The organism is Janthinobacterium silvisoli, assembly GCF_014200725.1.
Taxonomy (GTDB): Bacteria; Pseudomonadota; Gammaproteobacteria; order Burkholderiales; family Burkholderiaceae_D; genus Janthinobacterium.
In genome coordinates, this window is record NZ_JACHCL010000007.1 from 96,406 (window position 1) to 111,284 (window position 14,879).

A 14,879-nucleotide genomic window follows, 5' to 3' on the forward strand; every position below is an offset into this window, starting at 1 on the left:
AATAACAAGCAAGGAAAGTAATCATGATGTTAAAGGCAGTCCTGATCGATAGCAGCGCCGTGGCGCGCGGCCTGCTCAATACGGTCTTGATCGATGGCGGCTACGATGTGTGCGGCCAGACGCATACCAGCGCGCTGGGGCTGGCACTATTGGTCAAGCACCGCCCGCATTTCGTGTGCATCGCGCGCGAACAGGTCGAAGATGGCAGCAATGTGGTGCAGACCATCCGCGAGCAGTATCCGAAGACGCTTATTTTCATGGTCTCGGGCGGCATCGACGCCGCCTCGTTGCAGGCGGCGCACGCGATGGGCGTGTCGGGCTTTATCGTCAAGCCCTTCATGGCCGACACGGTCTTGAAAACCGTGCGCAATACCGTCATTGCGATGGTGCGCAAACAGCAGGCGCTGGCTGCCGCCGCGCAGGCGGCAGCGCAAGCATCACAGGAATCAGGCCAGGCCGGTTGAGCTGGCGATAATCCCGCCACCCAGGCACACGTCGCCGTCGTACAGCACGGCCGACTGGCCTGGCGTCACGGCCCATTGCGCCTGGTCGAAGGCCAGGCTGAAGTGTTCCAGTCCCTCCGGTTGCAGCTGGCAGGCCACGTCGGCCTGGCGGTAGCGCGTCTTGGCAGACAGGGCGCCCGCCTGCGGCGCCACGCCGGCGATCCAGCTGGCCTGGTCGGCGGACAGCGCCGGCGACAGCAGCCACGGATGGTCATGGCCCTGCACCACGTACAGGGTGTTGTTGACGATATCCTTGCGCGCCACATACCAGGCGTCGCTGCTGCCATCGGCGTTCTGGTACGACTTTACGCCGCCGATACCGATGCCCTTGCGCTGGCCCAGGGTATAAAAACTCAGTCCCACGTGTTCGCCCACGGTCTTGCCGTCCGGCGTTTTCATCGGGCCCGGCTTGTACGACAGGTAGCGGTTCAAAAATTCGCGGAACGGGCGTTCGCCGATAAAGCAGATACCGGTTGAATCCTTTTTCTGCGCGTTCGGCAGACCCAGTTTCTCGGCGATCTTGCGCACTTCCGTTTTCGGGATTTCACCGAGCGGAAATAAAGTTTTAGACAGTTGCGCCTGGTTCAAACGGTGCAGGAAGTAGCTCTGGTCCTTGCTGGCGTCGACAGCCTTCAGCAGTTCGTAGCGGCCCGCATCCGTCGGCGACTGGCGCACGCGCGCATAGTGGCCGGTGGCGATCAGGTCGGCGCCCAGGGTCATGGCGTGGTCGAGGAAAGCCTTGAACTTGATTTCGGCGTTGCACAGCACGTCCGGGTTCGGCGTGCGGCCGGCCTGGTATTCGCGCAGGAAGTCGGCGAACACGCGGTCCTTGTATTCGGCGGCAAAGTTGACGGCTTCGATATCGACGCCGATCACGTCGGCCACGCTGGCCGCGTCGATCCAGTCCTGGCGCGTCGAGCAGTATTCGCTGTCGTCGTCGTCTTCCCAGTTTTTCATGAACAGGCCGATCACTTCATAGCCTTGTTCTTTCAGCATCCATGCCGCGACCGAGGAATCGACCCCGCCTGACATACCGATCACGACTTTCTTCTTGCTCATCTTGCTTTCCAGTGTACTTTAAATAATATTGCCATGCGCCGGTCTACGCACTATTGAACACCGACGCATGCGTATGCAGCAGCGCCAGCGGCGCGCGCCTGCCCGCCAGGTATTCGTCCACGCACTGCAGCACCAGCGGGCTGCGGTGGCGTTCCTGGCATGCGGCCAGTTCGTCGCGCGTCATCCACAAGGTGCGGATGATGCCTTCGTCCAGCGGCTGGTCGTGCTGGGCACCGGCAGTGCCGCAAAACGTGAAGCGCAGATAAGTCACATCCTCGCCCGTGCGCAGCGAGCGGTAGCGCGACATATACATGCCGACCAGCGCCGTGGGAATGAAATCGTAGGCCGCTTCTTCCAGCGTTTCGCGTATCACCGCCTGCTCCAGCGACTCGAACGGATCGAGGTGGCCGGCCGGTTGATTCAGCTTGATGCCTTCGCTGGTCTCTTCTTCAATCAGTAAAAACAGGCCGTCTCGCTCGACGATGGCGGCGACGGTGACAGAGGGTTTCCAGATTCTCGGCATGATTCCATCCTTGAAAGAGCCGACATTTTATCTTGTTCTGCGCGCGCGGTTTGAACCCGGCGTTTAGTGGCGCGGACATATTGATAAATGACAACGTTTTAGCAAATAGCGGCGGGAGGCACTGACGGGCAGGCCGGTGCTTGCACTAGCATGTGGCAGCTGGCGGCAAGGCGCCCGTTGCGCCCGTCAATATAGGCGCTCCGCGTGCTCAAAACAAGCGCGCACACATAGTAATTTGTGGTGAAATTGACACAAATTTTCTTGGCCGAAGGGAACCGCTGCCTGCCAGAACCGCTGCAGTGTTGATGCAGGAAATTAGTGCCAGATGTCTAGAAGTTGCTGGTTGATAAACGTTTTGTGTACAGGTTTCCATGTTAGATTCTACTCACTTATCACTAGCGGAGGCGTCATGAGGATAGGAATACCGGCTGAAACACGGCCAGGGGAGACGCGGGTGGCGGCAACGCCCGAGACAGTCAAGAAATTGGCAGTCAAGCATCAGATCGTTGTGCAGTCGGGAGCGGGCTTGCATGCCTCGATCCCCGATGAAGCCTACCTCGCCGCTGGTGCGCAGATAGGCACCGCGGCCGACGCCTATGGCAGCGCCATCGTGCTCAAGGTGCGCGCACCCGACGCCGGGGAACGCGCGCTGATGGCCAGCGGCACCGTATTGATCGGCATGCTGAACCCGTTCGACGCAGACAATATCGCCGCCATGGCCACGGCCGGCCTGTCCGCCTTTGCGCTGGAAGCCGTGCCGCGCATCACGCGCGCCCAGTCGATGGACGTGCTGTCGTCGCAAGCCAATATCGCCGGCTACAAGGCGGTGCTGGTGGCGGCCAATACCTACCAGCGCTTCATGCCCATGCTGATGACGGCGGCCGGCACCGTCAAGGCGGCCCGTGTGCTGATCATGGGCGTGGGCGTGGCCGGTTTGCAGGCGATCGCCACGGCCAAGCGCCTGGGCGCCGTGATCGAAGCGTCCGACGTGCGCCCGCCCGTCAAGGAACAGGTGGAGTCGCTGGGCGCCAAATTCATCGATGTACCCTTCCTCACCGATGAAGAAAAGGAAATCGCCAAGGGCAGCGGTGGTTATGCGCGCGCCATGCCGGCCGACTGGATGCGGCGCCAGGCTGAACTGGTGCACGAACGCGCAAAACAAGCTGACATCATCATCACCACCGCGCTGATCCCCGGCCGCGCCGCGCCCGTGCTGATTTCAGAAGAGACGGTAAAAGCCATGAAACCCGGTTCCGTCATCGTCGACCTGGCGGTGGAACAGGGCGGCAATTGCCCGCTGTCGGAGCTGGGCAAGACTGTGGTGAAACACGGCGTGCATATTGTCGGCCAGCCTGATCTGGCGACCCTGGTGGCAGCCGACGCCTCGGCCCTGTATGCGCGCAATGTGCTGGACTTCCTCAAGCTGATCATCGACAAGGACGATCAGCTGCTGATCGACCGCGAGGATGAAATCATCAAGGCTAGCCTGGTGTGTGCGGATAACACCATCTTAAGAAAATAATGAGTACAGGGAGAAGCGCGTCATGGAAATCAGTCACACCATCACCAATCTGATCATCTTCGTGCTGGCCATTTATGTGGGCTACCACGTCGTCTGGACCGTTACGCCGGCGCTGCATACGCCGCTGATGGCCGTCACCAACGCGATTTCCGCCATCATCATCGTCGGCGCCATGCTGGCGGCCGGCCTGACGGAAGGCTTGCTGGCGCAAGTGGCCGGCACGGTGGCCGTGGCGCTGGCCGCCGTCAATGTATTTGGCGGCTTTTTGGTCACGCAGCGCATGCTGGAAATGTTCCGCAAAAAAGAGCCGAAGGCCAAGCAGGGAGACAAGGCATGAGCGATCCCATGAGCTTCATCAGCATGAACCTGGTGACGATGATGTATCTGATCGCCTCCGTGTGCTTTATCCAGGCCTTGAAAGGCCTGTCGTCGCCATCGACGGCGCGCCGCGGCAATGCCTTTGGCATGGCGGGCATGGCGATTGCGGCGATTACCACCGTGGCCCTGATCCTGAAACTGAAGGAACAGCAAACGGGTGGCCTGGGCTTGCCGCTGGTCGTGCTGGGCATCGTGGTGGGCGGCGTGATCGGCACCTATCTGGCAAAAACCGTGGAAATGACCAAGATGCCGGAACTGGTGGCGGCCATGCATTCGCTGATCGGCCTGGCCGCAGTCTGCATCGCCGTGGCGGCCGTGTCGGAACCGTGGGCCTTCAATATCGCCCGGCATGGCGAAGCGCTGCCGCTCGGTAACCGCTTCGAGCTGTTTATCGGCACCTTTGTCGGCGCCATCACGTTTTCCGGTTCCGTGATCGCCTTCGGCAAGCTGTCGGGCAAATACAAATTCCGCCTGTTCCAGGGGGCGCCAGTCAGCTTCAAGGGGCAGCACCTGCTCAACCTGGTGCTGGCGCTGGTGATGGTCGCCCTGGGCCTGGTGTTCTGCTTTGCCGATGGTGTGCAGCCTGCGTGGACGCCGTTCATCATCATGGCCCTGATCGCCTTTGCGCTGGGTGTGTTGATCATCATCCCGATTGGCGGGGCCGACATGCCGGTGGTGGTGTCGATGCTGAACAGTTATTCGGGCTGGGCGGCGGCCGGCATCGGCTTTTCGCTGAATAACTCGATGTTGATCATCGCCGGTTCGCTGGTGGGGTCCTCGGGTGCAATCCTGTCCTACATCATGTGCAAGGCCATGAACCGTTCGTTTTTCAATGTCATCCTGGGCGGCTTTGGCGGCGATGCGCCGCAAGCGGGCAGCGGCGCGGCGCAGGAACAGCGGCCCGTGAAATCGGGTTCGGCAGACGACGCCGCCTTCATCATGGGCAATGCGGAAACCGTCATCATCGTGCCCGGCTATGGCCTGGCTGTAGCGCGCGCCCAGCATTCCCTGAAAGAGCTGGTGGAAAAGCTCACCCACAAGGGCGTCACCGTCAAGTATGCGATCCACCCGGTAGCGGGGCGCATGCCGGGCCACATGAACGTGCTGCTGGCCGAAGCCGAAGTGCCGTACGACCAGGTGTTCGAGATGGAAGACATCAATGGCGAATTTGGCCAGACCGACGTGGTGCTGGTGCTGGGCGCGAACGACGTCGTCAACCCGGCCGCCAAAGACCCGAAATCGCCGATCGCCGGCATGCCCATCCTGGAAGCGTACAAAGCCAAGAGCATCATCGTCAACAAGCGCTCGATGGCTTCCGGTTATGCAGGCCTGGACAATGAGCTGTTTTACCAGCCGAACACGATGATGGTATTTGGCGATGCGAAGAAGGTCATCGAAGATATGCTGAAAGCGGTCGAATAAGACGCCATCAGCTACAGCCAGCGGCCCGCCATCGTGCGGGCCGTTGACTTTATGCTCGATCTTTAGCGGCGGCCGTACATCATCAGTTCCGCCAGCGTCTTGCGCGCGGGGCTGACGACGTCGAGCAATCCCAGCGACAAACCCAGCAGCCCTTGCACCGGTGCCGCGCCCGTGAAGATGCGCGCCATGATGTCGGTGATGCGCACGGTCATGCTGCGGTCGGCCTGGCGCAAGCCGGCATAGCGTGCCAGGCCTGCCGGACTGCCATCTTGCGCCAGCACGCGAGCCAGCACGGCGGCGTCGCGCAAGCCCAGGTTCAAGCCCTGGCCAGCAACCGGGTGCAGGGTTTGCGCAGCATTGCCGATCGCCACCGTGCGCGTTGTGCCGCCTGCCTGGGCGTTCAGGCCCAGTGGATAAGCCAGGCGCGGCGTGGTGTGCATGAAGCGTCCCATGCGGCTGCCGAAGGCGGTGTCCAGGCGTGCCAGAAAGGCGCTATCGTCGAGCGCCAGCAATTGTTCGGCGCGCGCCGGTGGTACGCACCAGACCAGTGCATAGCCATCGTCTTGCGGCAGCAGGGCCAGCGGGCCTTCATCGGTAAAACGCTCGTAGGCGCGATGGGCGATCGGGCTGCTGGCGCGCACATGGGCGATGATGGCGCTTTGGCCGTAGTCGCGGCTGAGGCTGCGTTCCTGCTGCTGGCCGAACAGGCCACCCTCGGCCTGCACCAGCAGCTTCGTGCGCAAGCTTGATGCGGCGCCATCCTGTTCGATAGCGATGCTGACGCCATCCGCATCTTCCGCGTTGCCTGTCACCCGCGCCGGGCGCAGGCTGGCGATGCCCAGCTGCGCAGAGACGTCGGCCAGCACGCTGACCACCGCGCCATAGCGCGCCACATAACCGAGTGCTTCGACTCGATGCTCGCTGCGGTCCATCAGGCTGCGGCCGAAATGGCCGCGGCGCGAAACGTGGATCTGGTGGATCGGCGTGGCCTCGACAGGCCAGGCGCCTGCCGCTTCCAGGATCTGGCGGCTGCCGTGCGACAGGGCGATGGTGCGCGGATCGCGTTTGGCTTGTTCGATTGATTTCGCATCGAGCAGGGCGATGCCGCCGGCGCGTGATCCGTCTTGCACCAGCAGCGCGGCCAGCGCCATGCCGACCGGGCCGGCGCCGCAGATGGCGAGATCGTAATCGTAAGAGGGCGGTGTATGCATGCTACGGCTTTAATCCTGTGACATCAGTTGTTCGATTTCAGCGATGCTCTTGGGCGCCGTACTGAGAATTTCATGGCCTTGCGGCGCGACCAGCACATCGTCCTCGATGCGGATGCCGGTATGCCAGAACTGCTCGGGCACGCCGGGGCCGGGGCGCACATAGATGCCCGGTTCCACCGTCAGCACCATGCCTGGCTCCAGGGCGCGCCACGGCTTGCCGGGCGCATCGGTATCGCGGTAGGCGCCCACGTCATGCACGTCCATGCCCAGCCAGTGGCTGGTGCCGTGCATGTAGAACGGCAGATAGCTTTTATCGGCGATCACGTCTTGCACGCCGCCATGCTGCTGCCGGTCCAGCAGGCGCAAGTCCAGCATGCCTTGCGCCAGCACGTGCACGGCCGCTTCGTGGATGGCGCTTTGCGCGCTGCCGGGGCGTATCACATCGAACGCCGCCTGCTGCGCCGCCAGCACCAGCTCATACAGGGCCTTTTGCGGTCCGCTGAAGCGGCCATTGACCGGCCAGGTGCGCGTGATGTCCGAGGCATAGCCATCGAGTTCGCAGCCGGCGTCGATCAGCAGCAGGTCGCCATCGTTCAACACCGCGTTGTTGGCGCTGTAGTGCAGGATGCAGGCGTTGGCGCCGCCCGCCACGATGGACGAGTAGGCCGGGAACTGCGCGCCGTTGCGGCGAAATTCGTACAGCAGTTCCGCCTCGATCGCATATTCATGCAGGCCGGGGCGCGTGGCGCGCATGGCGCGCGCGTGGGCCGCGCTGGAAATATCTGCTGCACGCCGCATCAAGGCTTGTTCTTCGCTGTCCTTGTATAAACGCATGGCGTCGAGCATGCCGCTGATGTCATGTGCGCTGCCTGGTGCCGTGATGCCGCTGCGGGCTTTTTGCCGCACCTGTTGCAGCCATAGTTTGACTTGGGCATCGAGGCTGCCGCCGAGCGCGTAGTACAGGGCTGGCGCATCGGCCAGCAGGCGCGCCATTTCCACGTCGAGTTCCTCGATGGGAAAGGCGGCATCGAAGCCAAAGGTGAGACGTGCCGCTTCCGGTCCATGGCGGAAGCCATCCCAGATTTCACGTTCGGTATTCTTGGCGCGGCAAAACAAGATGGCCCGCGCAGGCGCCGTGGCGCTGGCGGCGACCAGGGCCAGCGCGCTGTGCGGTTCCGTAAAACCGCTGAGATAATAAAAATAGCTGTCGTGGCGATACGGGTAATCGCAATCGCTGTTGCGCGGCACTTCGGGCGCCGTGGCGATGATGGCCACGCTGCCTGGCAGCATCTGTGCCATCAGCGCTGCGCGCCGTGCCGCGTAGTTGGCCATCATGATGCGCTGGCCTTGGTTTTAGTCTCGGCTTTGACGCCGTTGAGTTCGTCCAGCTGTGCCGGCGTGCCCACATTGGTCCATTCGCCGGGATAGACTTCGCCGCCGATACGGCCCTGGTCCGCATATTTGCGCAGCAGATCGCCGAGACCGGCATGGCTGCCGGGTGCGATGCCGTCGAACATTTCGGGCCGGTAGACGCCGATATTGCCGAACGTCCATTTTGGCGTACCCGTATTGTTGATCGAATACAGGGTCAGGCCGAAGTCACCCTTGGGGTGATGGTCGGGATTGGGCACCAGATAAGTCCAGGCAATGTCGCGCTGGTCGGCCGGATACGGCGTGCCCAGCACATCCTTGTCAGCCAGCACGTCGAGCACTTGCCTGAAGTCGAAATAGGGGCAATAGATATCGCCGGAAATGGCCAGGAACGGTTCTTCCCCCAGCAAGTGGCGCGCCTGGGCGATCCCGCCGGCCGTTTCCAGCGGCGTGCTTTCCGGCGAATAGACGATATGGGCGCCAAACTGGCTGCCGTCGCCCAGCGTTTCTTCGATCAGATGGCCCAGATGCGAGTGATTGATGACGATCTCGGTAATGCCGGCGCGCACCAGGTTCAGCACATGCCAGACGATCAATGGACGCCCGCGTACTTTCAGCAGCGGTTTGGGGCAGGTATCGGTGAGCGGACGCATCCGTTCACCGCGGCCTGCGGCGAAGATCATGGCTTTCATGGTGGTACTCGTTTCTGATTCGTTTGATGAATGAGGCGCGGCTTGGGCCGCGCGGTTTGCTTAGAAGGTATAACCGACTTGCGGTGTTTTGTTCTCTAATGCATCGAGCAGGCGCACCAGCGGTTTGAGTTCCGTGTAGCGGTTGGCCGTCTTGCGCACGTAGTCGAGCACGGTTGGCAGGTCGGCCATATAGATATCCTTGCCATCGCGGTAGTTCAGGCGCGCGAACAGGCCGAGGATTTTCAGATGGCGCTGCAGGGCCGTGAATTCGAAATCGCGGTAAAAAGCGTCGATATCGGGATTCACCGGCAAACCCAGCTGCTTGGCGCGCTGCCAGTAGCGGATCACCCAATCGAGCACCAGTTCTTCATCCCACTGGATATAGGCGTCGCGCAGCAGCGAGGCGATGTCATAGGTGATCGGACCAAACACGGCATCCTGGAAATCGAGGATGCCGGGATTCGGGATGGAACCGTCGTTAATATGCATCAAGTTGCGCGAATGGTAATCGCGGTGCATGAAAACTTGCTGCTGCGACAAGATGTTCGCCGTGATGGCTTCAAACACCTTGTTCAACTGGGTTGCCTGCACGTCCGTCAGGGTGGCGCCCAGGTGCTTGCCGATAAACCATTCGGGGAACAGATTCATTTCGCGCAAGATGAAGGCGCGGTCGAATTCGGGCAGCACACCTGGTTCGCTCGCTTGCTGGATTTTCATCAAGGACTCCAGCGCTTCGGCGTATAGCACGGCAGCGTTGTCATGGTTCAGCGCGTCCAGATAGGTGGTCGTGCCCAGGTCGGACAGCAGCAGGAAACCGTTTTCCAGGTCTTGCGCAATGATTTCGGGCACGGAGACGCCAGCTTTTTTCAGCAAACCTGCCACCTTGATGAAGGCGGGCACGTTTTCGCGCTCGGGCGGCGCATCCATGGCAATCAGTGTACTTCCTGGTAAGTTGGTGGCGCCGGGCAAGACGTCCAGGCGGAAGTAGCGGCGGAAGCTGGCATCGCTGGAAGCGGGGCGGGCGGAATCGGCCGAGACGAGGTTAAGCGAGGTCAACCAGGCTTTCAACAGGGTCAGGCGAGCGTCGGTCTGGGCCGGCGCGGCAGGGGAATTGGAAGAGAATGACATTAAGCGGCCTGTGGAATCGGGTTGATGATGCAGATTCCCATATAATAAGGGATTCAAATCAAAAAATCGCCTGTCAATGGTGCTTACCCCGTCCAATTCATGAGCTGGTTTTCGGCCTCCCCCCCCTCGCAGCGCTGGGCTTTCGCCATCAGCGCGCTCGTCGCTGCTACGGCGGTGCCTGCTTACGCCCAGAAAGCCCAGCGCCCGGCCGTTCAGCGCCCGGTGCATGTGGAAGACCCGAATGCGCCCACCGTCATGACGGCGGAAAGCATGGATGGACGACCGGAAAGGGAGCTCAATCTCAACTCGGATGTGGTGATTGAGCGGGGAACCACCACAAAAATGACCTCCGATACAGCTTGTTACAAACAAGTTGAAGATGAGTTCGATGCAGACGGCAATGTCAAGCTGAAGCGTTTCGGCGACTACTACACGGGCGATGTGCTCAAGCTGAACATGGAGACGGGCAAGGGTTTCCTGCTCAATCCCACCTACCGCTTTGAAGTGGGCCATGGCCAGGGCAAGGCGGAGCGCGTCGATTTCATCAATCCCGACGAAGCCAATGTGATCGACGGTACCTACAGTACCTGCGAAGGGCCGAACCCGGACTGGTATCTGAAGTCCAGCACCCTGAACCTGGACACGGGCCGCGACGTGGGCACGGGTAGCAAGACCATCATCTATTTCAAGGGTGTACCGATTCTCGGCACGCCCGGTATTTCGTTTTCGCTGTCGGGTGCGCGCCGCTCGGGCTGGCTGGCGCCTACGCCAGGTTTTGCTTCGAAGAACGGTTTTGAGCTGACGGTACCGTATTACTTTAATATCGCGCCGAACCGCGACCTGACCTTGTATCCGAAGTACATCCAGCGGCGCGGTATCCAGCTGGGCGCCGATGCCCGTTATATGGGCGAAAGCGATGACGGTTTGCCATATCACGGCGAAACCTATGTCGAGTATTTGCCGAACGACAAGCAAACCAAGACCGACCGCTACATGATCCGTTCCTCGCATGAGCAAACGGTCGCCACGGGCTGGACCTATGGCTGGGATTTGCGCGATGCGTCGGATAATAATTACCCCAACGATTTTTCGAAAAACGTGGCTACCGCCACCGAGCGCCAGTTGCTGCGTGAATTGCGCACCGATTACCGCACCGAAGACTGGAGCCTGACGGCGCGCGTGCAGAATTATCAGGTCTTGCAAGATCCTGCTGCTGCTACCAACCCCAGCCTGCTCGTCCCGCGCCCGTATGACCGCTTGCCATCGGTCAATTTCCACGCTGGCAAATATGATGTGTGGGGCGGCTTCGACTGGTCGTTCGACAGTGAAGTGACGCGCTTCGCGCACCCGACGGAGGTGCAGGGCACACGCGTGGTCGCCGTGCCGCAAGTCAGTTTCCCCATCGTTCGTCCTGGTTATTTCATCACGCCCAAGCTGATGTTGAATGCCAGTGCGTATCAACTCGATAACAATCCAGGCTCGGCGGTGCAGTATTCAAAGACTTCGCTGACGCGCACCGTGCCGACGGTGTCGGTCGATAGCGGCCTGGTGTTTGAGCGCGACACGAATCTGTTTGGCACCAAGGGCGGTACGCAAACGCTGGAACCGCGTTTGTTCTATGTCTACACGCCTTACCGCGACCAATCGCAATTCCCGAACTTCGATACGGCCCCTGGCACGTTCGACCTGACGCAAATCTTTTCCGAAAACCGCTTCATTGGCAGCGACCGTATCGGCGACGCCAACCAGGTAACGGCGGCGGTGGTTTCGCGCTTTTTGCAGCCCGATGGCGCAGAGCGCATGCGTTTGACGTTTGGCCAGCGTTTTTACTTTGCCGACCAGCGCGTGCAGCTCGATTCCACCACGCCGGTCAACCAGACGCGTTCGGATATCTTGCTGGCGGCAACGGGCCGCGTGTCGGAGACTTGGACCGTCGACAGCCTGGTGCAGTACAATCCCTCCGAACACCAGTTGACCAGCTCGAGCTACTCGCTGCAATATCAGCCAGCCCCGAAAAAGGTGGTGAATATTGCTAATCGTTATCAAAACGGCAGTTTCCGCAATACGGACGTGTCGACCCAATGGCCGCTGACGGATCGTTTGTATGGCGTGGGCCGCATCAGTTACTCGCTGATGGACCGCCGCCTGATCGAAGCGTTGGTCGCCCTGGAATACAAGGGTGATTGCTGGGTGTTCCGCATGGGGGCACAGCGTTTCGTGACCACGGCCAATACCTCTTCGACGCCTATTTTCTTCCAGCTGGAATTGACGGGCCTGTCGAATGGCCTGGGGCTGGGTGCAAATGGCTTGGAAACATTTACCAAAACTATCCCTGGCTATCAGCCATTGAGCTCGCCTATCCGTTAAGATGGGCAGCGCTGCCGCCGCCAGTGCCCCTGGCGCTGGCGCAAACCGGTTTTTTTATTCACTTGAACTCATGAGCGCTCTACACATTATGCGTAATGCCAGTATGCACCAACTCAAAATTGCAGCGGTTTTGTTGTGCGCCGTTTCCGGCGCGACGACCAGTAGTGTCTGGGCGCAAGAGGCTGCAACCCCTGCCACACCAGCCGCTCCCGTAGCGGCGCCGGTCGCGGCGCCTGCCGTGCCGGCACCAGCGGCGCCAGCGGCTGCAGCACCCGTCAAGGGTTTCACGCCGCCTGCGTCGAGCAGCGGCCAAACCATCGATTCGATCGCTGTCGTCGTCAATGACGATGTGATTACGCGTAATGAAGTGGCAGCGCGCATCAAGAGCGTGGAACAGCGCATGAAGGCGCAGAACGTTCCTTTGCCTGACCCTGCCGACCTGCGCCGTCAATTGCTGGAACGCATGATTGTCGAGCGCGCGCAAATGCAGCTGGCCAAGGAAATGGGCGTGCGCGTGGATGACATCACCCTGGACCGCGCGATTGGCCGTATTGCTGAACAGCAAAAAATGACGGTGCAGGACTTGCGCAACCAGATGGAAAAAGAAGGCACGCCATTTGCAACGTTCCGCGAAGAAATCCGTGATGAAATCATCATGCAGCGTTTGCGCGAACATGAAGTCGATGCCAAGATCCAGATTTCCGACGCCGAAGTGGATAACTTCCTGGCCGGTGAAAAAGCCGCTGCCAGCGAACAGATCGAGATGAATCTGTCGCAGATCCTGGTGCGCATCCCGGAAAATTCGAGCCCTGAACAAATCGCTGCACGCCGCGCGCGCGCCGAAGAGGTCAGCCGTCAATTGCGTACGGGCGCCGATTTTGCCAAGATGGCAGCCACCTATTCCGACGCCAGCGATGCGCTAAGCGGCGGGGAGATCGGCTGGCGCAATAGCGACCGCCTGCCACCGCTGTTCACGGAACAGCTGTTGAAATTGAAGGCGGGCCAGATCACGCCCATCATCAAGAGCAATACCGGTTTCCATATCCTGAAACTGGTGGACCGCCGCACGGCGGCCGAAGCGCAAGCCGTGGCTGCCGTGCAGCAGACGCATGCGCGCCACATCTTGCTCAAAGTCACGCCGACCATGTCGGCCGCCGATGCCAAGCGCAAGCTGGCGGATTTCAAGGAGCGCATCGAGAACAAGACGGCCACGTTTGAAGAGCTGGCTCGCCAGTTCTCCAACGATAGCTCGGCCAGCAAGGGCGGCGATGTGGGTTGGTTGTCGCCAGGCGACACCACGCCGGAATTTGAAACAGCGATGAATGCCCTCAAACCTGGCCAGATCAGCGATCCGGTGGAATCGAGCTTTGGCTATCACTTAATCGAAGTGTTGGAACGCAAGACCGACGACGTCTCGAAAGAGAAAGAACGCAACGCTGCCCGCAATGCCTTGCGCGAGCGCAAACTGGAAGAAGCAACGGAAGACTGGGCCCGCGAAGTGCGCGACCGCGCCTACGTTGAAATTCGCCCTGACGACCAGTAAGCAAAGCAAAGGAACCGCGCGTGAGTGCCCAGCATCAATCATCTCCTGTGGCGCCCGGCGCGGCAGTACGTCCTGTTGTCAGCCCCGGCTTGCGTCCGGCGATTGCCATTACCTGTGGCGAGCCGGCCGGTGTCGGTCCTGAAATTTCGATCCGCGCCGCCTGGGCCATGCGCCATGAGGTCAATTGCATCTTGCTGGGCGACGCGGCCTTCCTGGCGCTGACGGCCAGCCTGATCGACCCGGAAATACGCCTGGCGGCGCTGTCCTTGCAAGCCGTGCGTAACAGCGGCTTGCCGCATTTCGGTCCCGGCCGCCTGGCCGTGATCGATATTCCTACCGTCAATAATGTCATCCCTGGCGTGCTCGACAAGGATAATGGCCGTGCCGTGCTGGCCACGCTGGATGCCGCCGTGGAAGGCATACAGGCGGGCTGGTTTGGCGCCATGGTCACCGCGCCGCTGCAAAAAAGCACCATCAATGACGCGGGCGTGGCTTTTTCGGGCCACACGGAATACCTGGCTGAAAAGACGGGCACCCAACAGGTGGTGATGATGCTGGCCGGCGAACCGGGCCATGGCGAGCCGACCTTGCGCGTGGCGCTGGCGACCACCCATCTGCCTTTGAAAGACGTGCCGGCAGCCATCACCCTGGACAGCCTGGCTGTGACGCTGGACATTATCCATGCCGACTTGCAACAAAAATTCGGCATCGCCGCGCCGCGCATCCTGGTCACCGGCCTGAACCCGCATGCGGGCGAGGGCGGTTACCTGGGACGCGAGGAAATCGACGTGATTGCTCCGGCGATTGCCGCGGCGAAGGCGCGCGGCATCGATGCGCGCGGACCGTATCCGGCCGATACCTTGTTCCAGCAGAAATATTTGGCTGACGCTGATTGCGTGCTGGCCATGTACCATGACCAGGGCTTGCCCGTGTTGAAATACGCCACCTTCGGGCGCGGCATCAATGTCACCTTGGGTTTGCCGCTGATACGCACCTCGGTCGATCACGGCACGGCGCTGGACCTGGCCGCACAAGGGCTGGGCCTGGCCGATTGCCACAGCATGCAGCAGGCCTTGAGCACGGCGCTGGACATGCTGCAAGCGAGTTCCCGTACCTGATCTTTCCGCTTCGTTACACCCTGCCTTACCGCATTTATAGAA

At 60.8% G+C, this 14,879-nt stretch carries 13 protein-coding genes; 7 read left to right on the forward strand and 6 right to left on the reverse strand.

The window, feature by feature from the left end; translation table 11 throughout:
• Positions 1–26: 26 nt before the first annotated feature.
• A complete protein-coding gene (locus tag HDE75_RS23320; RefSeq protein ID WP_183681660.1) occupies positions 27–464 on the forward strand; it encodes a response regulator in 438 nt (145 codons plus the stop codon).
• Here the strand turns inward: HDE75_RS23320 and mnmA are convergent.
• Together mnmA and HDE75_RS23330 are read right to left on the reverse strand one after the other, a co-directional pair.
• Positions 447–1,562 (reverse strand): tRNA 2-thiouridine(34) synthase MnmA, encoded by a 1,116-nt coding sequence (mnmA, locus tag HDE75_RS23325; protein ID WP_183681401.1) that lies wholly within the window; start codon positions 1,560–1,562, stop codon positions 447–449. The genes HDE75_RS23320 and mnmA overlap by 18 nt on opposite strands.
• A gap of 43 nt (positions 1,563–1,605) precedes the next feature.
• Positions 1,606–2,085 carry an NUDIX hydrolase gene (locus HDE75_RS23330; protein WP_183681398.1) on the reverse strand — a complete coding sequence of 160 codons (480 nt, stop codon included), beginning with the start codon at positions 2,083–2,085 and terminating at the stop codon, positions 1,606–1,608.
• A gap of 409 nt (positions 2,086–2,494) precedes the next feature.
• On the opposite strand from HDE75_RS23330, the gene HDE75_RS23335 reads away from it, so the two are divergent.
• From HDE75_RS23335 to HDE75_RS23345, 3 genes are read left to right on the forward strand one after another with little or no spacing between them, the layout of a single operon-like run.
• Entirely contained in the window at positions 2,495–3,607 is a 1,113-nt protein-coding gene (locus HDE75_RS23335; protein ID WP_183681395.1) for a Re/Si-specific NAD(P)(+) transhydrogenase subunit alpha, read from the forward strand.
• A 22-nt stretch (positions 3,608–3,629) separates the two neighbouring features.
• Positions 3,630–3,944 (forward strand): NAD(P) transhydrogenase subunit alpha part 2, encoded by a 315-nt coding sequence (locus HDE75_RS23340; RefSeq protein ID WP_183681392.1) that lies wholly within the window; start codon positions 3,630–3,632, stop codon positions 3,942–3,944.
• An 8-nt stretch (positions 3,945–3,952) separates the two neighbouring features.
• Complete coding sequence (locus tag HDE75_RS23345; RefSeq protein WP_183681656.1) at positions 3,953–5,407, forward strand: NAD(P)(+) transhydrogenase (Re/Si-specific) subunit beta; 1,455 nt, start codon at positions 3,953–3,955, stop codon at positions 5,405–5,407.
• A gap of 62 nt (positions 5,408–5,469) precedes the next feature.
• Here HDE75_RS23345 and HDE75_RS23350 read toward each other — a convergent pair whose 3' ends face one another.
• From HDE75_RS23350 to HDE75_RS23365, 4 genes are read right to left on the reverse strand one after another with little or no spacing between them, the layout of a single operon-like run.
• Complete coding sequence (locus HDE75_RS23350) at positions 5,470–6,618, reverse strand: UbiH/UbiF/VisC/COQ6 family ubiquinone biosynthesis hydroxylase (RefSeq protein WP_183681389.1); 1,149 nt, start codon at positions 6,616–6,618, stop codon at positions 5,470–5,472.
• 9 nt (positions 6,619–6,627) lie between these two features.
• The gene (locus tag HDE75_RS23355) at positions 6,628–7,950 is read right to left on the reverse strand and encodes an aminopeptidase P N-terminal domain-containing protein (RefSeq protein WP_183681653.1); all 1,323 of its coding nucleotides are present in this window, start codon (positions 7,948–7,950) and stop codon (positions 6,628–6,630) included.
• The gene (murU, locus tag HDE75_RS23360) at positions 7,950–8,681 is read right to left on the reverse strand and encodes an N-acetylmuramate alpha-1-phosphate uridylyltransferase MurU (RefSeq protein WP_183681387.1); all 732 of its coding nucleotides are present in this window, start codon (positions 8,679–8,681) and stop codon (positions 7,950–7,952) included. The genes HDE75_RS23355 and murU overlap by 1 nt, the downstream gene beginning before the upstream one ends.
• Positions 8,682–8,741: 60 nt before the next feature.
• Positions 8,742–9,809: an aminoglycoside phosphotransferase family protein gene (locus HDE75_RS23365; protein WP_183681385.1), complete on the reverse strand. Its 1,068-nt coding sequence runs from the start codon at positions 9,807–9,809 to the stop codon at positions 8,742–8,744.
• A 99-nt stretch (positions 9,810–9,908) separates the two neighbouring features.
• On the opposite strand from HDE75_RS23365, the gene HDE75_RS23370 reads away from it, so the two are divergent.
• The 3 genes from HDE75_RS23370 to pdxA all read left to right on the forward strand — a co-directional run bounded on the left by HDE75_RS23370 (position 9,909) and on the right by pdxA (position 14,837).
• Complete coding sequence (locus tag HDE75_RS23370; RefSeq protein WP_183681381.1) at positions 9,909–12,176, forward strand: LPS-assembly protein LptD; 2,268 nt, start codon at positions 9,909–9,911, stop codon at positions 12,174–12,176.
• 103 nt (positions 12,177–12,279) lie between these two features.
• Positions 12,280–13,719: a peptidylprolyl isomerase gene (locus tag HDE75_RS23375; RefSeq protein ID WP_183681379.1), complete on the forward strand. Its 1,440-nt coding sequence runs from the start codon at positions 12,280–12,282 to the stop codon at positions 13,717–13,719.
• Between the two features lie 47 nt (positions 13,720–13,766).
• Complete coding sequence (pdxA, locus tag HDE75_RS23380) at positions 13,767–14,837, forward strand: 4-hydroxythreonine-4-phosphate dehydrogenase PdxA (protein ID WP_183681650.1); 1,071 nt, start codon at positions 13,767–13,769, stop codon at positions 14,835–14,837.
• The last annotated feature ends 42 nt before the right edge of the window (positions 14,838–14,879 follow it).